The 18,004-nt window shown below is 75.7% G+C and carries 19 protein-coding genes; 10 read left to right on the forward strand and 9 right to left on the reverse strand.

Annotation, left to right across the window (positions count from 1 at the left end):
- The first annotated feature begins 70 nt into the window (after window positions 1–70).
- From hpf to secA, 4 genes are all read left to right on the forward strand, one after another.
- A complete protein-coding gene (gene hpf, locus NXY84_RS07245) occupies window positions 71–718 on the forward strand; it encodes a ribosome hibernation-promoting factor, HPF/YfiA family (RefSeq protein WP_258727139.1) in 648 nt (215 codons plus the stop codon).
- Window positions 719–821: 103 nt separating this feature from the next.
- The gene (locus tag NXY84_RS07250) at window positions 822–2,141 is read left to right on the forward strand and encodes a winged helix-turn-helix domain-containing protein (RefSeq protein ID WP_258727140.1); all 1,320 of its coding nucleotides are present in this window, start codon (window positions 822–824) and stop codon (window positions 2,139–2,141) included.
- Entirely contained in the window at window positions 2,138–3,220 is a 1,083-nt protein-coding gene (locus NXY84_RS07255; protein ID WP_258726438.1) for a DMT family transporter, read from the forward strand. The genes NXY84_RS07250 and NXY84_RS07255 overlap by 4 nt, the downstream gene beginning before the upstream one ends.
- Before the next feature lie 99 nt (window positions 3,221–3,319).
- Window positions 3,320–6,118, forward strand: coding sequence for a preprotein translocase subunit SecA (secA, locus tag NXY84_RS07260; protein WP_258726439.1), 2,799 nt, complete (start codon window positions 3,320–3,322; stop codon window positions 6,116–6,118).
- Between the two features lie 170 nt (window positions 6,119–6,288).
- Here the strand turns inward: secA and NXY84_RS07265 are convergent, their stop codons facing one another.
- Together NXY84_RS07265 and NXY84_RS07270 are read right to left on the reverse strand one after the other, a co-directional pair.
- Complete coding sequence (locus tag NXY84_RS07265) at window positions 6,289–7,023, reverse strand: Rv3235 family protein (RefSeq protein WP_258726440.1); 735 nt, start codon at window positions 7,021–7,023, stop codon at window positions 6,289–6,291.
- A 161-nt stretch (window positions 7,024–7,184) separates the two neighbouring features.
- Entirely contained in the window at window positions 7,185–8,285 is a 1,101-nt protein-coding gene (locus NXY84_RS07270; protein WP_258726441.1) for a LysM peptidoglycan-binding domain-containing protein, read from the reverse strand.
- Between the two features lie 233 nt (window positions 8,286–8,518).
- Here NXY84_RS07270 and NXY84_RS07275 point away from each other — a divergent pair, with 233 nt between their 5' ends.
- Window positions 8,519–9,037, forward strand: coding sequence for a hypothetical protein (locus tag NXY84_RS07275; protein ID WP_258726442.1), 519 nt, complete (start codon window positions 8,519–8,521; stop codon window positions 9,035–9,037).
- Between the two features lie 13 nt (window positions 9,038–9,050).
- On the opposite strand, the gene NXY84_RS07280 is transcribed toward NXY84_RS07275, so the two are convergent.
- The gene (locus NXY84_RS07280) at window positions 9,051–9,281 is read right to left on the reverse strand and encodes a helix-turn-helix domain-containing protein (protein ID WP_183295769.1); all 231 of its coding nucleotides are present in this window, start codon (window positions 9,279–9,281) and stop codon (window positions 9,051–9,053) included.
- 121 nt (window positions 9,282–9,402) lie between these two features.
- Between NXY84_RS07280 and NXY84_RS07285 the strand changes: the two genes are divergently transcribed.
- Genes NXY84_RS07285 through NXY84_RS07295 form a run of 3 tightly spaced genes read left to right on the forward strand, consistent with a single transcriptional unit; the run spans window position 9,403 to window position 11,908 of the window.
- Entirely contained in the window at window positions 9,403–10,068 is a 666-nt protein-coding gene (locus NXY84_RS07285; RefSeq protein WP_258726443.1) for a hypothetical protein, read from the forward strand.
- A 14-nt stretch (window positions 10,069–10,082) separates the two neighbouring features.
- Window positions 10,083–11,420, forward strand: coding sequence for an AAA family ATPase (locus NXY84_RS07290; RefSeq protein ID WP_258726444.1), 1,338 nt, complete (start codon window positions 10,083–10,085; stop codon window positions 11,418–11,420).
- 17 nt (window positions 11,421–11,437) lie between these two features.
- Complete coding sequence (locus tag NXY84_RS07295; protein WP_258726445.1) at window positions 11,438–11,908, forward strand: DUF6912 family protein; 471 nt, start codon at window positions 11,438–11,440, stop codon at window positions 11,906–11,908.
- A gap of 24 nt (window positions 11,909–11,932) precedes the next feature.
- Here the strand turns inward: NXY84_RS07295 and NXY84_RS07300 are convergent, their stop codons facing one another.
- From NXY84_RS07300 to NXY84_RS07320, 5 genes are all read right to left on the reverse strand, one after another.
- A complete protein-coding gene (locus NXY84_RS07300; protein ID WP_258726446.1) occupies window positions 11,933–12,733 on the reverse strand; it encodes an inositol monophosphatase family protein in 801 nt (266 codons plus the stop codon).
- 47 nt (window positions 12,734–12,780) lie between these two features.
- Window positions 12,781–13,887, reverse strand: a complete 1,107-nt coding sequence (gene rsgA / locus NXY84_RS07305; protein WP_258726447.1) for a ribosome small subunit-dependent GTPase A — start codon at window positions 13,885–13,887, stop codon at window positions 12,781–12,783.
- Between the two features lie 37 nt (window positions 13,888–13,924).
- Complete coding sequence (aroA, locus tag NXY84_RS07310) at window positions 13,925–15,244, reverse strand: 3-phosphoshikimate 1-carboxyvinyltransferase (RefSeq protein ID WP_258726448.1); 1,320 nt, start codon at window positions 15,242–15,244, stop codon at window positions 13,925–13,927.
- 148 nt (window positions 15,245–15,392) lie between these two features.
- Complete coding sequence (locus NXY84_RS07315; protein ID WP_258726449.1) at window positions 15,393–15,923, reverse strand: DoxX family protein; 531 nt, start codon at window positions 15,921–15,923, stop codon at window positions 15,393–15,395.
- Window positions 15,924–15,997: 74 nt separating this feature from the next.
- Window positions 15,998–16,531 (reverse strand): ferritin, encoded by a 534-nt coding sequence (locus NXY84_RS07320; RefSeq protein WP_034635088.1) that lies wholly within the window; start codon window positions 16,529–16,531, stop codon window positions 15,998–16,000.
- 74 nt (window positions 16,532–16,605) lie between these two features.
- Here NXY84_RS07320 and NXY84_RS07325 point away from each other — a divergent pair, with 74 nt between their 5' ends.
- Window positions 16,606–17,409 carry a sigma-70 family RNA polymerase sigma factor gene (locus tag NXY84_RS07325; protein WP_309485062.1) on the forward strand — a complete coding sequence of 268 codons (804 nt, stop codon included), beginning with the start codon at window positions 16,606–16,608 and terminating at the stop codon, window positions 17,407–17,409.
- Entirely contained in the window at window positions 17,406–17,699 is a 294-nt protein-coding gene (rsrA, locus tag NXY84_RS07330) for a mycothiol system anti-sigma-R factor (RefSeq protein WP_258726450.1), read from the forward strand. Before NXY84_RS07325 ends, rsrA begins: the two co-directional genes overlap by 4 nt.
- 144 nt (window positions 17,700–17,843) lie before the next feature.
- Here rsrA and NXY84_RS21845 read toward each other — a convergent pair whose 3' ends face one another.
- Window positions 17,844–17,918: a 50S ribosomal protein bL37 gene (locus NXY84_RS21845; protein WP_371861044.1), complete on the reverse strand. Its 75-nt coding sequence runs from the start codon at window positions 17,916–17,918 to the stop codon at window positions 17,844–17,846.
- Between the last annotated feature and the right edge of the window lie 86 nt (window positions 17,919–18,004).

Below are 18,004 nucleotides of genomic sequence, written 5' to 3' on the forward strand. Positions count from 1 at the left end.
CCGGCCCTCAGGGGCACACGTGCACGTCACCGGGCGGGCAGCCGCCCCCCTCGTCCTCCAGGAGGATCACATGGACATCGTGGTCGCAGGTCGTCACACCGAGGTTCCGGAGAAGTTCCGCCGGCACGCCGAGGAGAAGCTGACGAAGCTCGCGCAGCTCGCGCCCCGGGCCCAGCGCATCGACGTCGAGGTCTCGCACGAGCGCAACCCCCGTCAGGCGGGCGTCGCCGAGCGCGTCGAGCTCACGGTCGTCGACAAGGGACCCGTGATCCGTGCCGAGGCCTGCGCCGACGACCGGTACGCCGCGCTGGACCTCGCGATCGCCAAGCTCCAGGAGCGCCTGCGCCGCTCGCGCGACCGGCGCAAGGACCACCGCAACCACACCCCCCTCACGCCCGTCGACGTGCGCCCGCCCGAGGTGTCCGACGAGCCCCCCGCGCCCGCCCCCGCACCCGGCGAGGCGGTCGAGACGACCCTCGGCGACTCGCCGGTCGTCATCCGCGAGAAGGTGCACACCGCGCAGCCCATGACGATCGACGACGCCCTCTACGAGATGGAGCTCGTCGGTCACGACTTCTTCCTGTTCATCGACGTCGAGACGGCGCAGCCCTCGGTCGCCTACCGGCGGCGCGGCTGGAGCTACGGCGTGATCAAGCTCGACACCCCCGTGGCGACACTGAGCCCCAAGCCCGTCGAGGCCACGGCCGCCGTCGGCTGAGCCGGGCGGTGACGGCGCGCTGGGGGAGCGCGCCCTGAGTGTCGGAGCGGGGCGGCAGGATGGGCCGGTGCCCACCTCCCGCCCCGCTCCGCGTCCGGACGCCGTGGCCGCCCTCCCGGCGCCGGGACCCTCGTCCAAGGTCCTCTCGCTGTCGCAGGCCCGGCGCATCGCCCTGCGCGCGCAGGGGCTCGACCGGGCGCGCGCCCGCCGGCCCGGCGCCGTGACGATGCGCCACCTGCAGGGCGTCGTCGACCGGCTCGGCCTGCTCCAGATCGACTCGGTCAACGTGCTGGCCCGCGCGCACCTCATGCCGACGTACTCCCGCGTCGGCCCCTACGACCCCGCGCTGCTCGACCGGGCCGCGGGCCGTGCGCCGCGCCGCCTCGTCGAGGCGTGGGCGCACGAGGCGTCGTTCGTGCCGCCCGAGACGTACCGGCTGCTCGGGTGGCGCCGGCGCGGCTACCTGACCTACGCGTGGGGCACGATCCGGGACGTCCCGCTCCAGCACGCCGGCGTCGTCCGCGAGATCCGCGACCTGATCGCGACGTCCGGCCCGATGACGGCGAGCCAGGTGCACGCGCTGTACGAGCACGAGCACCCGGCCGACCGCACCGAGTGGGGGTGGAACTGGACCGTCGCCAAGCGCGCGCTCGAGTTTCTCTTCTTCACCGGGGAGGTCACCGCCGCGCGCCGGAACGCCCAGTTCGAGCGGTGCTACGACCTCACGGAGCGCGTGCTCCCGCCCGAGGTCGTGGCGCTGCCCGAGCCGTCGGACGAGGACGCGGTCCGCGCGCTCGTCGAGATCGGCGCGCGTGCGCACGGCATCGGGACGGCGCGCTGCTTCGCCGACTACTTCCGGCTCACGGGCCCCCGGGTGGCCGGCGCGGTCACCGAGCTCGTCGACGACGGGGTGCTGCGCCCCGTCGCCGTGCGGGGGTGGGACCGGCCGGTGTACCTGCACCGCGACGCGTCGCTCCCGCGCCGCGCGGAGGGACGCACGCTGCTCAGCCCGTTCGACCCGCTCGTGTTCGAGCGCCGGCGGCTCGAGGAGCTCTTCGGGCTGCGGTACCGCATCGAGATCTACGTGCCGGCGCCCAAGCGCGTGCACGGCTACTACGTGCTGCCCTTCCTGCTCGGCGAGCGGCTCGCGGCGCTCGTGGACCTCAAGGCCGACCGCCGCGCGGGCGTGCTGCGCGTGCACGCGGCCCACACCGCACCGCCGGCGCCGACTGCGGCGGCAGAGCGCAGGACGAGGAGCGAGCAGGCGGCGGACGTCCCGGCGGAGCTCGCCGCCGAGCTCGAGGTGCTCGCGCGCTGGCTGGGGCTCGACGGGATCGAGGTCGGCGCCCCGGCCGCCGCGGGGGAGGGCCGGGAGCTGCGCGGGGACCTCGCGCTGCCGCTCGCCGCGGCGCTGTCCGGGTGAGCGCGCCCGACGGACCGGCGCCGGGGCGGCGGGCGGCCGGGGAACCCGGCGAGGCGCCGTCGGGCGACACCGCGATGGCGGGTGCCGACGGTCCGGGTGCCGTGGCCGCGGGTCCGGCGGCCGTGCCCGCTGCTCATGGTGACGTGCCGCCCGGGCCCGGCGGCGGCGCGGCGGCGGCGGCCGTGCCCGCGGGCCGGCGCCGGGCCCTCGACGGCTTCGCGCTCGTGGTGCTCGGCGCGCTCCTGTGGGGCACCGGCGGCGTCGCGGGGACGGTGCTCGCGCGCGAGACGGACCTGCCGATGCTCGCCGTGGCGTCGTACCGACTGCTGGTCGGGGGCGTCGTGCTCGTCGCCGTGCTCGCGCTCGCCGGCCGGCTCGCGGGCGTCGGCCGCTCGCGCGCGGTCGTGGTCCGCGTCGCGGTGACGGCGGCGCTCGCGGCCGTCTACCAGGCGTTCTACTTCGTCGCCGTGGGCATCGCGTCCGTGTCGGTCCCGACGCTCGTGGCCCTCGGGGCGTCGCCCGTGCTTGTCGCGGCTGCGACCGTCGCCGCGAGCCGGCGACGTCCCGCGGCTCGTGTGCTCGTCGCCCTGGGCCTCGCGCTCGCGGGCCTCGTGCTGCTCGTCGGCGTGCCCACCGGGCCGGGCGCGACGGCGGGGGCGCTCCTCGCGCTCGTCTCGGCGGCCGCGTTCGCGACGATGACGGTGCTCAACAGCCGCCCGGTGCCGGGCCTCGCGCCGCTGCCGCTGACGGCGTTGTCGTTCACGCTCGGCGGCGTGATCCTGCTCCCCGTCGCGGCGACGCTCGGGGGAGGGCTCGCGCTGCCGCCCGCGGGGTCGGGGCCCACCGGCTGGCTGCTGCTCGCGTTCCTCGGTCTCGTGCCGACGGCGCTCGCGTACGGCGCGTACTTCACGGGGCTGCGTACGGTCCCGCCGACCACGGCGGCGGTCGTCGCGCTCCTCGAGCCACTCACCGGCGCCGTGCTCGCGGCGCTGCTGCTGGGCGACCGGCTCGGCTGGCCGGGGCTCGTCGGCGGCGCCCTGCTCGGGGCGGCTGTGGTGGTTCTTCGACCGAGACCCTGACCTCGCCTACGATGGTCGGGGCCCGGCCGCGCGGTCGGGCACACCGAGCTCGCCCCGATGCCGCCGGCGTGCGGGGCCAGTCAACGTCGGGAGTCACGCGTGCCTGCGATCCTCGAGAAGGTCCTGCGCTTCGGCGAAGGCCGGATCGTCAAGAAGCTGTCCGGTCTCGCTCAGCAGGTCAACGTGCTCGAGTCGGACTTCGAGAGCCTGTCCGACGCCGAGCTCCGCGAGGAGACGGACCGCTTCCGGGCCCGGCTGGCCGACGGTGCGTCGCTCGACGACCTGCTGCCCGAGGCGTTCGCGGCGGTCCGCGAGGCCGCGCGGCGCACGCTCGGCCAGCGGCACTTCGACGTGCAGCTCATGGGCGGCGCGGCGCTGCACCTCGGCAACATCGCCGAGATGAAGACCGGTGAGGGCAAGACGCTGGTTGCGACCGCCCCCGCGTACCTCAACGCGCTCACCGGCAAGGGCGTCCACGTCGTCACGGTCAACGACTACCTGGCGAGTTACCAGGCCGAGCTCATGGGCCGCGTGTACCGGTTCCTCGGCTTGACCAGCGGCGTCATCCTGTCGAACCAGACCCCCGCGCAGCGCCGCGAGCAGTACGCGGCGGACATCACGTACGGCACCAACAACGAGTTCGGCTTCGACTACCTGCGCGACAACATGGCGTGGAGCTCCGAGGAGCTCGTGCAGCGCGGCCACAACTTCGCGATCGTCGACGAGGTCGACTCGATCCTCATCGACGAGGCGCGCACCCCGCTCATCATCTCGGGGCCCGCGTCGGGCGACACGAACCGCTGGTACGCCGAGTTCGCCAAGGTCGTCCGCCGCCTGCAGGTCGAGCGCGACTACGAGGTCGACGAGAAGAAGCGCACGGTCGGCGTCCTCGAGCCCGGCATCGCGCGCGTCGAGGACTACCTCGGCATCGACAACCTGTACGAGTCGCTGAACACGCCGCTCATCGGGTTCCTCAACAACGCGATCAAAGCCAAGGAGCTCTTCAAGCGCGACAAGGACTACGTCGTCATCAACGGCGAGGTCCTGATCGTCGACGAGCACACGGGCCGCATCCTCCCGGGCCGCCGCTACAACGAGGGCATGCACCAGGCCATCGAGGCCAAGGAGGGCGTGAACATCAAGGCGGAGAACCAGACGCTCGCCACGATCACGCTGCAGAACTACTTCCGCCTGTACTCGAAGCTCGCGGGCATGACCGGCACCGCCGAGACCGAGGCGGCCGAGTTCCTCGGCACCTACAAGCTCGGCGTCGTCCCGATCCCGACGAACCGTCCGATGCAGCGCATCGACCAGGGCGACCTCGTCTACAAGAACGAGGACGGCAAGTACGACGCGGTCGTCGCCGACATCGTCGAGCGCCACGCCAAGGGCCAGCCCGTCCTCGTCGGCACGGTCAGCGTCGAGAAGAGTGAGCTGCTCTCCTCGAAGCTCAAGAAGCAGGGCGTCCCGCACGAGGTCCTCAACGCCAAGCAGCACGCGCGTGAGGCGTCGATCGTCGCGCAGGCCGGCCGCAAGGGCGCCGTGACGGTCGCGACCAACATGGCCGGACGTGGCACCGACATCATGCTCGGCGGCAACGCCGAGTTCATGGCGGTCGCCGAGCTCGCCGACCGCGGGCTGGACCCCGCCGAGAACGCGGAGGAGTACGAGGCCGCGTGGCCCGGCGCGCTCGCCAAGGCGACCGAGGCCGTCGCCGCGGAGCACGACGAGGTCGTCGAGCTCGGCGGGCTGTACGTGCTCGGCACCGAGCGGCACGAGTCCCGCCGCATCGACAACCAGCTGCGTGGCCGCTCGGGCCGTCAGGGCGACCCGGGCGAGTCCCGGTTCTACCTGTCGCTCCAGGACGACCTCATGCGCCTGTTCAACTCGGGCCTCGCCGAGTCGCTCATGACGCGTGCGGGCTTCCCCGACGACCTGCCGCTCGAGTCGAAGATCGTCACGCGCGGCATCCAGAGCGCGCAGTCGCAGGTCGAGGCGCGCAACTTCGAGATCCGCAAGAACGTCCTGAAGTACGACGACGTCCTCTCGCGCCAGCGGACCGTCATCTACGACGAGCGGCGCCGCGTCCTCGAGGGCGAGGACCTCCAGGAGCAGATCCAGCACTTCACGAAGGACGTGCTCAGCGCGTACGTCGCCGCGGCGACCGCCGAGGGCCGCCCGGAGGAGTGGGACCTCGACGCGCTGTGGACGGCGCTCAAGGCGGTCTACCCGGTGTCGATCACGCCCGACGAGGTCGTCGACCAGGCCGGCGGGGCGACCCGCCTGAGCGCGGAGCTCATCGAGGCCGAGGTCCTCTCCGACGCGGAGCACGCCTACGCCGCCCGCGAAGCCGAGCTGGGTGCGGAGAACGTGCGTCAGCTCGAGCGTCGCGTCATCCTCTCGGTCCTCGACCGCAAGTGGCGCGAGCACCTCTACGAGATGGACTACCTCAAGGAGGGCATCGGCCTGCGGGCGATGGCCCAGCGCGACCCGCTCGTCGAGTACCAGCGTGAGGGCTTCCAGCTCTTCAACGCGATGACGGACGCGATCAAGGAGGAGTCGGTCGGCTACCTCTTCAACCTCGAGGTCAAGGTGGCCGACGCCGAGGGCGCACCGGGTGCCCCGGTCGTCAGCGCGCGGTCCGCGGCCCAGGCCGCTGCGGCCGCCGGCGGGACGCTCCCCGGCGCCGCGCCGGCCGCACCCGCCGCCCCGAAGCTCGTCGCCAAGGGCATCGACGGCCCCGAGCGCCGTGCGCCGCTGCAGTACTCGGCACCGTCCATCGACGGTGACGCGGGTGCCGCGGGCGGGGCGAGCGACGGCGACGGCGCGGGCGGTGCTGCCGCGGCTCCGACGAACCGCGAGGAGCGCCGCAAGGCCGCGAAGCGCAAGCAGGGCTGATCCACCGCGCGGCCCGGGGTCGCGCACCACGACGGGGACCGCCGGGCACCACGCCCGGCGGTCCCCGTCGTCGCGCTGCCGCGAGGTGCGGCGTGATCGCCGCGTCCCCGTCGTCTGACCGCAGGTGCGCCGCGCCGGGCCGGCGCGGTCGCGTGGGTGCGGGGAGGTGGTCAGCCGATCTCGAACGCGACGGCGCGCCAGGCACCGCGCCACATCTCCAGGCGCAGCGCGACCGCCCGCACCCGCGTGCCGTCGTCGACGACGACCGCCGCCTCCGCGACGTGCTCGCCGAGCCGGCACACCCGGACGCGGAGGACCTCGGGCCGCCGGGTCGCCGCGCCACGGCCGAGGACCCGCACGGTGAGCGCGGCCCGCGCCGCGAGCTGCTCGAACACCGCGGGACTGACCCAGCGTGCGAGCTGCGCGACCGACCGGGTCCCGCGCATCGCCTCGGTGGCGGCGAGCGCGAGGGCGCAGCACACCGGCGTGGGGTCCGGCATCGGGGCTGTCTCGCGCGGCGGCTCCGCGGCGCGGGCGGCCCGCTCCGCGGCGAGGGTCGCCCGGCGCCGGGCGAGCAGCCGCTGCTCGAGCGTCGGCGGTCGCGTGTGGCCCGGTCCCGTGGCCGGCGCGGGGCGCGCGGCGGGCGGGAGCGTCGGGACGAGCCGGGCCCGGGGGGTGGTCGACGGTGCTGCAGGGAGCTCGGGGTCCCCGGTTCGCCCGACGCAGGCGCTCGGGGTGCCGGTGCCCGTGGCGCCGCCGTCGTGCCGCGGCACCACGGGGCGCCCGAGGGAGGAAGCGGGTGCCTCGGCGGTGCCGGGCGAGTCCGGGGTGTCGGAGCAGCGCCCGGGCGCGGCGACGCCGGCCGGGACGTGCCCGCGGTCCCGGGTGAGCTCGAGCGTCGTCATGTGCGGCTCCTTCGCGTGCGCGGTGGTGAGGGGCGACGGGCGCCGTGCCTCCGGGGCGGTGGCCGGCTCGGTCCGGACGGGGTGTCCGGCGGTGGAGGCACCGCCGTGGGCGAAGGGCGGCCGGTCCGCTCCAGGACGGACCGCTCCGGCCAGGAGGGCGCTCACGGGGTGCCGCCGGGCGTCGGGCCGGTGCTGGGCGCCCGGAGGACCTGACCGGGGAGCACGAGGTCGGGGTCGGCACCGAGGACGTCGGCGTTCGCGGCGTACCACCGCGGCCACTCGGCCGCGACCTCCTGGTGGGTGGCGTCGGGCCCGAGCGCCCGCTGCGCGATCCGCCAGAGGCTGTCGCCCGCGGCGACGACCACGGTGTCCCCGGCGCCGGCCCCGGCCCCGGCACCGGCGTCGGGTGCCGGGACGACGCCGGTGGCCGGGCCGGCGTCGGTGCCGGCCGATCGCGCGGCCGTCGCGCTCTCGGACGCCGGCGTCGCCGGACTGCTCGCGTTCCATGTCGCGACGCCTGCGGGTGCGGGTGCGGGCGTGCCGGGTCGAGCGGCGACGGCATCGGCACCGGCGCCGGGTGCCGTCCCGCCCGCCGGGGAGGTCGTCGCGGTGCCCGACCGGTGCCCGGTGCCCTCGGCCTGAGTGGCGTCGGATCCCGGGAGTGCGTCCGAGGGTGTCGCGGGTACGGACCCTCTGGTGGGCGCGGGGTCGAGGGCGTCCGGCGCGTGCACGCCCCGGTGCGCCGCCGACGGAGGCGGCGTGACCGGTCCCGCGCCGGGAGGTCCGGGTGAGGTGCTCGCCGCGGGCGTGGGCACCGGCGCGGGCGACGAGGCCGTCGTCGCGCTCCACCCGACGTCGAGCCCGTCGCCCGGGGTCGTCGCGTGCGCCCCGACCGCGCCCGAGACCCCGAGCCCGGCGCCGAGGGCGACGACGAGCGCCCGCCGCACCACGCTCGGCGCGTGACGGGCGACGGCGCGTTCGCCCGCCCGCCACGTGAGTCCGACCGTGCGAGCCGCAGCGCACGACGTCGCGAGGGCGAGCCCCCACGTCAGCCACACCACGAGGGCGAGCCCGAGACCGACGACGCCCAGCTCGACCACCCGGTCCACGGAGGCGGTGGCGAGGTCCATCGGGAGCAGCGCCCGGAGCCGCACCGCGAGCGCCCAGGCGAGGGCCGCGGAGGCGGCGAGCCCCAGCGGCAGCGCGGCGGCGGCGAGCAGCCGGACGCCGGGGCGGGTGGTGGTGGTGCGCTGTCCTCGCATGCGTGCCCCCGAGCTCGTGATCGCAGGACGTCGGCGTGCTGCGAAGGAGATGTTTGATGCAGTTTGGTGTTGCTTGATGCGCTAGGTGTACTGCATCGGAGCGGCGCCCGTCCATCACGTGTCCACAGCCGGACCTCGGCAGCCGCCCCAGGCCGACGCCGGCCGCGCCGGCTGTGCCCGCCGACAGGGGCTGCTGCACCCGCGCCACGCCCGGTGTGCCCTAGCGTGGGCGGATGCGCTGGGAGTCACTGTTCGCGGACCTCGAGGCGCAGCTCGAGGCGGCGCGCGCCACGGAGGCCGCCGCCGACGTCGCGGAGCTCACGCGGGCCGAGCGCGCGACGGTCGAGCTCCGCGCGCGGCTGAGGTCGGCCCACGGCCAGGTGCTGACGGTCCGCTCCGGTGCCCTGCGCGTCGGGGGCACCGTCCTCGACGTCGCCGAGCAGTGGGTCCTGCTGGGGGACGGCCCCGCCCGCTGGCTCGTGCCCACGGCGGCCGTCACCGCGGTGCACGGGCTTCCCGTGCACGCCGCGCCTGCGCCCGGGACGGTCGAGAGGCGGCTCTCGCTGGGTCATGCCCTCCGGGCGGTCGCCCGGGACCGTGCGACGGTGCGCGTCGTGCTCGACGACGAGGAGCTCACCGGACGGGTCGACCGCGTGGGCGCCGACCACCTCGACCTCACGGTGCCCGTGCCGCGCCCCGGCGCGGTGTGGGCGGTCCCGTTCCGGGCCGTGCGGGCCGTGCGGACGGGCTGAGCCCGCCGGCACGTCAGCGCTGGGCGCCCTCGTCGACGTCGTGCTCCGTCTCGATGCGCGCACGCGTCTGGGCGTACATGCGCTCGATGTACCGCTCGAGCTCGCTCGCCTCGACGCGCCACTGCAGCCGGCCGCCGATCTGGATGGCCGGCAGCTCGCCCGAGCGCACCAGCGCGTAGGCCTGCGCCGCCGAGATGTTGAGCACCTCGGTCACGTCGGCCAGCGTGAGGAACCTGGGAGCCATGACCGCAGTGTGGCACGCCACCGCACGCCTCCCACGTCGTCCACAAGGGTGTGCACGAGATGTCCGGAACGTCGGCATGATGGGCACCTCCACCCGGTCCGGCGCAGCATCAGGGAGTCGCATGAGTACGTCCGTGCTTGACCTGCCAGCACCCGTCGCGACGCGGCTGCGTCGTCCGGGCTGGCGCGACCCACGCCTCCTGGTCGGCCTCGCGATGATCGCCGGCTCGGTCGCGCTGGGCTCGTGGGTCGTGCAGGAGGCGCAGCGGACGACGGGCGTGTACGTCGCGCGCGACGCGCTCACCCCCGGCTCGGGCGTCACCGGCGGAGAGCTCGCCGTCGCCCAGGTCCGCCTCCCCGCCGACGAGCTCGAGCGGTACGTCACGGTCGCGGACGGCGTCCCGGAGGGCACCGTGGCGCTCCGCGTCGTCGCCCCGGGCGAGCTCGTCCCGCGCGGCGCTCTAGGGGACGCGGGTGCGCTCGACGTCCGACCCGTGCCGGTCACGGTCGACGAGGCGCCGTCCGAGGACGTGGTCGCCGGCGCCCAGGTCGACCTGTGGGAGGTGCCTGCGCGCGGTCCCGAGACCGGTGCCGCGGCCGCCGAGCCGCGCGAGCTCGCGAGCGCGCTGACGGTCGCGCAGGTCAGTCGGCCCGAGGGCGCGTTCGTCACGGGCGGGACGACCGTGGTGCACGTGCTCGTGCCGGGTGACCTGCTTCCCGAGGTCCTCGCGGCCGTGGGCGGCGAGGGCTCGGTGCACGTCGTCCACGTGCCCGGGACGGGGGGCTGAGGGTGGCCGTCGGGGTGCTGTGCGCCATCCGCGGCGCGTCCGAGGCGAGCATCGTGCAGGCCGTCGACGGCACGGCCGGGCGGCTCAGCGTGACCCGCCGGTGCGCCGACCTCACGGAGCTGCTCGCCGCGGCCGAGGCGGGGCTGGGCCGCGTCGCGCTCGTCTCGACCGACCTGCCCATGCTCGACCGGGAGGCCGTGGCCGCGCTGCACCGCTGCGGCGTCCGGGTCGTCGGGCTCGGCGACCCGGCGCTGCCGTGGCAGGGGGAACGGGCGGTCGCGCTGGGCGTGGACCTCGTCGTCGACGCCCCGGAGGACGGCACGGATGCGACGGCGTTCGTGCGGAGCGTCGTGGCGCTGCTCGAGCGGGGGCCGTCGGGAGGTGCCGACGCCCTCGCGCCCGCGCCGACGGAGCCCTCGGCGCCGGGTCCGGAGTACGTCGCGCCGGACGAGCAGGTCGCGCAGCCCGGGCCGAGCCGGCTCGTCGCCGTCTGGGGGCCGACCGGCGCGCCCGGGCGCACGACCCTCGCGATCAACCTCGCCGCCGAGCTCGCGCTGCTCGGGCGCGCCGCCCTCGTGGTCGACGCGGACACGTACGGCGGGACGGTCGCGCAGGCCGTGGGCCTGCTCGACGAGGCCCCGGGCATCGCCGCCGCGGCGCGCGCCGCCGGCCAGGGCGCGCTCGACGTCGAGCACCTCGCCCGGCTCACGCCGCTGCTCGCACCCGGGCTGCGCGTGCTGTCGGGCGTCTCGCGCGCCGACCGGTGGCCCGAGCTGCCCACGGCCTCGCTCGAGGTGGTGTGGACCGTCGCCCGGGCGCTGTCCGCCTGGACGGTCGTGGACTGCGGCTTCAGCATCGAGCAGGACGAGGTCCTGAGCTACGACACCCATGCACCGCACCGCAACGCCGCGACGCTCTCGGCGCTCCACGAGGCCGACGAGGTCGTCGTGGTCGGCGCGGGCGACCCGATCGGCGTGCAGCGGCTCGTGCGGTCGCTCGGCGACCTCGCGGAGCTCGGGCTCACCGGGCGGCGCACGGTCGTGGTGAACAAGGTGCGTGCGTCGGTCGCCGGGCCGCGGCCGGAGGAGGCGATCGCGTCGGCGCTCGAGCGGTACGCGGGGGTCCAGGCCCCGGTGCTCGTCCCCGACGACCGCCAGGCCACCGACGCCGCGCTGCTCGAGGCCCGTCTCCTGCACGAGCTCGTCCCCGGCTCGCCCGCGCGCCGGGCGATCGCGGCCCTCGCGGCGCAGCTCGCCGGCGGGGGTGCGCGTGCCGGCGGCTCCCGGGAGGCGGAGCGGTCCGACGCGCTCGTCCCCGCCGGTGCGCGCGCGTCGCGGGCGGACGGTCCCTGACGCGGCACACTGGTGCCGTGCGCATCTACCTCCCCGCGACCCTCGACGAGCTCGGCACGACCCCGGACCCCGCGGGCGGCACGACGTTCGCCGCACGGCGCGCGCACGCGGTGACGGACGCGCTGCGTGCCGCGCTCCCCGACGAGGACGACGAGGGCCTCGAGTACGCGGCCCAGCTCGCGGCAGCCGACGACGCGCTGCTGCGGGTCGCCGCGCACCCGGGCGTCCCCGAGCTCCGGCTCGTGCTCTCGGCCGACGTCCCTGACGGCGCGGTCGTGCTCGCGACCGGCGAGGACGACGCCCCGAGCGCCGTCGACGTCACGGTCGACGTCCTGCTGCGCGACGTGGCGTGCGGCCACGTCGACGAGCCCGAGGCAGCGGCGGACGTGCGCGCGGCCCTCACCGGGGACGAGTCCGCCGTCGAGCGGCTCTCGGAGCGCGACCTGCTCTGGTACGACGCGAGCGAGCTCGGCGCGATCCCGCGCTGAGCCGGGTCGTGCGGGCCTGCCGCCTCAGCCGTCGATCGGGTCGAGGATCTGCAGCGCCGCGTCGTGCAGCTTCCCGTTCGAGACGAGCGCCGACCCGCCGAACGGCCCGGGCACGCCGGTCACGGACGTGAACCGCCCGCCGGCCTCGGTGACGATCGGCACGAGCGCAGCCATGTCGTGCAGCGCGAGCTCGGGCTCGGCGGACAGGTCGACGGCGCCCTCGGCGACGAGCACGTGCGACCAGAAGTCGCCGTACGCGCGCGTGCGCCACACCCGGCGGGTCAGCGTGAGGAGGTGCTCGAGCCGGCCGCGCTCCTCCCACCCGGACAGGCTCGAGTAGGAGAACGACGCGTCCTGGAGCCGCCCGACCTGGGAGACCTGCAGGCGTGTCGCCGCGGCCAGCGACTTGCCGGTCCACGCGCCCGAGCCCTGGGCGGCCCACCAGCGCTTGCCGAGCGCGGGGGCGCTCACGACCCCGAGGACGACCTCGTCGCCGTCGATGAGCGCGATGAGCGTGGCCCACACGGGGACTCCGCGCACGAAGTTCTTGGTCCCGTCGATCGGGTCGATGACCCACCGGCGCGGCCCGTGGCCCGTGTCACCCATCTCCTCGCCGTGCACGGCGTCGCGGGACCGGGCCCGGCTGAGCTGGCCGCGCACGATCTCCTCCGCGGTGCGGTCGGCGTCGGTGACCGGGGTGAGGTCGGGCTTGGTCTCGACGCGCAGGTCCTGGGCCTTGTAGCGCGCCATCGTCACCGAGTCGACCTGGTCGGCGATGACGTGGGCGAGTCGCAGGTCGTCGGCGTACCCGGGGCGCAGGCTCATGCCGGACAACCTAGCGGCGCGTGCCCCGCACCGGGGGGAGCACCCGGTCAGGCGCCCGGCGCGGTCGGCGTGTCGGGGGCGGCGGAGACCGGCGGAGCCTCGGGGTCGGCTGCGCCCGTACGGCTCGCGAGCAGCCGACGGAACGACTCGACGCGGGCGGCGCGCGCGGCCCGGGCCTCGGCGTCGGGGGCGTCGGCGACCCACTCGTCGAGCGCGCAGTCCGGGGCGTCCGCGGTGTGCGTGCACCCGCGCGGGCACTCCTCGCCGACGGCAGCGAGATCGGCGAACGCGGACAGCAGCCGTGTCGGGTCGACGTGGGCGAGACCGAACGACCGGACGCCGGGGGTGTCGATGACCCACGTCGGGGCGTCGCCCTCGAGCTCGGGGACCTGGACGCGCAGCGCGATCGCGGACGACGACGTGTGCCGCCCCCGGCCCGTGACGTCGTTGACGACCCCCGTCGCACGGTAGGCACCCGGCACCAGCGCGTTCACGAGCGTCGACTTCCCGACCCCCGAGTGCCCGACGAGCACCGAGGTGCGCCCCGCGAGCGCCCGGTGCACCTCGTCGAGCCCGACGATGCCGTCCGGGCCGCGGCTCGTGACGACGACGCGGACGCCGATCGGCTCGTACAGCGCGACGAGGGGAGCGGGGTCGGCGAGGTCGGCCTTCGTGAGCGCGAGGAGCGCGTCCATGCCCGCGTCGTACGCCGCGACGACGCAGCGGTCGATCATGCGGGTGCGCGGCTCGGGGTCGGCGAGGGCCGTGACGATCACGAGCTGGTGGGCGTTGGCGACGATCACGCGCTCGACGGGGTCGGAGTCGTCGGCCGTGCGGCGCAGGACGGTCGTGCGTTCGACGATCCGGACGATGCGCGCGAGCGTCCCCTCGGCGCCCGACGTGTCGCCCACGAGGTCGACCCGGTCACCGGGGACCACCCGCTCACGCCCGAGCTCGCGCGCCTTCATCGCGGTCACGGGTCGTTCGTCGGGCCCGCCCGCGTCCGCGAGCACGGTGTACCGGCCGCGGTCGACGCCCGTGACCAGGGCGACCTCGGAGTCGGCGTGCTCGGGGCGCGTCTTCGTGCGGGGGCGCGAGCCGCGGCGCCCCGGGCGGATGCGGACGTCGGACTCGTCGAGCGGGCGACGCGGCACGGTCAGACGCCTCGTCCGTGGGCTCGTGCGGCGGCGGTCATCCGAGCATGCCCGACCACAGGCCGACGAAGTCGGGGATGGTCTTCGCGGTCGTCGCGACGTCCTCGACGCGCACGCCCGGCACGGCGAGCCCGAGCAGCGCGCCTGCGGTGGCCATGCGGTGGTCGGCGTAGGTGCGCACCGTGCCGCCCGTGAGCGGGCGGGGCGTGATCACGAGCCCGTCGGACGTCTGCTCCGCCTGCCCGCCGAGGCGCGTGATCTCGGTCGACAGGGCCGCGAGCCGGTCGGTCTCGTGGCCGCGCAGGTGCGCGACGCCGCGGATGCGGGTGCGGGAGTCGGCCAGAGCGGCAAGCGCCGCGATCGTCGGCGTGAGCTCGCCCGCGGCGTGCAGGTCGAGGTCGAGGCCGTGGATCCGGCCCGTGCCCGTGACCGCGAGCACGTCACCGTCGAGCTGCGTCGTGGCGCCCATGCGCTCGAGGATCCCGGGCAGCAGCCCGCCCGGCTGCGTCGTGTGCGCGGGCCAGCCGGGCACGCGGACCGTGCCGCCCGCGATCATCGCCGCGCACAGGAACGGGGCGGCGTTCGACAGGTCCGGCTCGACCCGGACGTCCCGGCCCGCGATCGTGCCGGGCTCGACGCGCCAGATGGTGGGGCGCGAGTCGTCGACCGTGACCCCGGCCGCCCGCAGGACGTCGACGGTCATCTCGATGTGGGGGAGGCTCGGCAGAGTCGGGCCGGTGTGGCGCAGCGTCAGCCCTTGCTCGAACCGCGCGGCGGCGAGCAGCAGCCCGGACACGAACTGGCTCGAGCCGGAGGCGTCGACGTCCACGTGCCCGCCGCGGACCCGCCCACGACCCGTCACCCTGAACGGCAGGTGGCCCGGCTCGCCGTGCTCGTCGACCGGGACCTCGAGCGCCCGCAGCGCCCGCAGCACGGGGCCCATGGGGCGGACGCGCGCGTGCGGGTCGCCGTCGAAGCGGACCGGGCCGTCGGCGAGCGCCGCGACCGCGGGCAGGAAGCGCATGACCGTGCCGGCGAGGCCGCAGTCGACGTCCGTCCCGCCGCGCAGGGCTCCCGGGGTCACGACCCAGTCCGTCGCCGTCCCCGGCGCGTCCTCGACACCGACGCCCAGCGAGCGCAGCGCCGCGGCCATCAGCAGCGTGTCGCGCGAGCGCAGCGCCCCGCGCAGCAGGCTCGGGGAGTCCGCGAGGGCGGCCATGACGAGGTAGCGGTTCATGAGCGACTTGGACCCGGGGACCTCGACGGTCGCGTCGAGCGGACCGGGCGCCGGTGGCGCGGACCAGAGAGCGGCGTCGTGCTCGGCGTCGGGCCGGTCGGTCAGCGCGTCGGTCGTCATGCCGCCAGGTTATCGGCAGGCCCGTCGCCGGGTCTCGCCGGCCCACGGCGCGGGCCGTCGCGGCGACGCGCTGGACCTGCGGCCGGTGGACCGGCGCGTGCGGACCGGGTCGGACGTGCGGGGTGCCGCCGGACCCGGACCTGCCGGCTCAGTCCCGCCCGGGCACCTTCGACGCGATCGCCGCCGGCACGTGCGCGTGGTCGTCGCGGAACCGGGCGAGGCGCCACGACACCCCGGGGCGTCCCGCGTAGTCCGCGGCCGCGAGCAGTGCGCCACCCGTCGCGGACAGCGTGCGCAGCAGGTGGGCGCGCCGCTCCCGCGCGGCCTCCGGCCCTGCGACGCCGGTGCCCTTCTTCCCGGGCAGGTCGGCCGCGGCGAGGGGAGCGGTCAGGGCGGCGAGCAGGAGCGCCGACGTGCGGGGCGCGCGGCCGAGCGCGAACGCGAGACCGGCGAGCGCCGTCGCGGCGCCGTGCACCCGGACGAGCATCGTGAGCTGTCCCGGCGTCGGCTCGCGGTAGCGGTCCAGCACGGGGACCGTGCCGCGGGGGACCGTCGCGGTGACGCGCTCGAGCGCCCCGCGCGCGACCTCGACGTGCGCGGCGGGGTGCCGCACGGCGTCGACCCCCTGCTGGACGAACGAGGACGCGAAGAGCGGACGGGCGAACCGGCGGAGCAGCATCGGGGACCTCCTGGGTCGGCGGACGGGTCGGGACGGGACGGGGTGTCAGGCGGTGCGGGCCCGGGGTCGGCGGCTCACAGCGCACCGCCTGCGGCTGCGGGTGCGTCGGACGACTCACCGCCGTCGCCGATCTGCTCCCGGGCCACGTAGTTCTCGAGGTCGAACAGGTTGTCCCGTGCGCGCGTCGCGACGGTGAGGAGCGTGCGCGCCGAGGCGACCTCCTCGACCTGCTCCTTGAGGAACCACAGGAGGAACTGCTCGCCGAGCGCGTCGCCCTCCTCGCGGGCCGCGCGGAAGATCGCCTCGATCTGCTCCGTCACCTGCGTCTCCTGCGCGAGCGCGAGAGCGATCGGGTCGATGACGGTGGTGAAGTCGTTGCGCACCGGGCTGCCCGCGGGGATCGCGACGTCGAGGTCACGGTCGAGCAGGTACTGCACGATCATGAGCGCGTGGTTCCGCTCCTCGACCGCCTGGCGGTAGTAGTGGCGCGCGAGCTGGGGGAGGTCCTGCCCGTCGAACCACACTGCGATCGCGACGTACTGCTGGTGCGCGTCGAACTCGTGGCCGATCTGGGCGCGGAGCAGCTGGAGGAACCTCGAGTCCGTCATGCCGCCACGCTAGTCCTCGACCTGCGGCTCCGCGCCCGGGAATCGACCTGCCCCTGCTCGCGTTGACCAGTGTCATGAGCTGCGCCACCGAGAGCCCGAGCGTCGTGCTCGACACGAGCCCACCGCCCGCCGGCGTCGTCGGCAGCCCCACCGGGGAGGCGCCGCGCACCGGCGGTGCCCGCACCGTGCGCGTCGCGCTCGACGCCGCGACCCCCCTGGCGGGTCTGCCCGTCCCGGCGGCACTAGGCTCGGCGTCGATGACCGAGGACACGAACCGCGCCCCCGAGGCCGAGGACGACACCGCCCGCACCGAGAGGTTCGAGGCGGAGGCTCTCGTGTACCTCGACCAGCTCTACGGTGCCGCGCTGCGCATGACGCGCAACCCGGCCGACGCCGAGGACCTGGTGCAGGAGACCTTCGCGAAGGCGTTCGCGGCGTTCCACCAGTACCGCCCGGGCACGAACCTCAAGGCGTGGCTGTACCGGATCCTGACGAACACCTTCATCAACACGTACCGCAAGAAGCAGCGCGAGCCGCAGCAGTCGGCGGCCGAGGAGATCGAGGACTGGCAGATCGCGCGCGCCGAGTCGCACACCTCGAGCGGGCTGCGCTCCGCCGAGGCCGAGGCGCTCGACCACCTGCCCGACTCCGACGTCAAGGACGCCCTCGCGCGCATCCCCGAGGACTTCCGCATCGCGGTGTACCTCGCGGACGTCGAGGGCTTCGCGTACAAGGAGATCGCCGAGATCATGGGCACGCCGATCGGGACGGTCATGTCGCGGCTGCACCGCGGTCGGGCGCAGCTGCGCGAGATGCTGCAGGACTACGCGCGCGAGCGCGGGCTGGTCGGGACGACGACGCCGGAGGGGACGCGATGAGCACGCAGGAGCCGGGTCACGGCGCACCCGCGGTGAGCGCGTGCGGCACGGACTGCGACGAGGCGCTCGGGCGGCTGTTCGAGTACCTCGACTCGGAGCTGGACGCCCCCGACGCCGAGCGCGTGCGGGCGCACCTCGAGGAGTGCGAGCCGTGCCTCGGCGAGTACGACGTCGAGGCCGTGGTCAAGAAGCTCGTGAAGCGCTGCTGCCAGGAGGAGGCGCCCGCGGACCTGCGGCTGCGCATCCACGAGCGGCTGACGGTCGCGCGGGTCGAGCCGGCCGAGAGCTGACGCGTCGCCCGTCGGGCGGTGCGCGGCGCGCGTCGACCTCCGGGTGCCGTGCGTGGCACGGCGGCGTGACGCCCAGGACGTGACGAGGGGCCCGGTGCAACCGCACCGGGCCCCTCGTCGTCTCAGCGACCGTGCGCCAACGCCTCAGGCGTTGGGACGGTTGCCGTGGTTCGCTGCGCTGCCCTTGCGGGCACGGCGCTTGCGTCCGCGCTTGCTCATCGGTGTCTCCTCGGGTTCTGGCGCGCGTGCTGTGCGCCGGATTCGCGTCCATGGTCCCACAGCGCAGGGGTGGGTCGGTGCGCGGT

Source organism: Cellulomonas sp. NS3 (assembly GCF_024757985.1).
Lineage (GTDB): Bacteria > Actinomycetota > Actinomycetes > Actinomycetales > Cellulomonadaceae > Cellulomonas_A.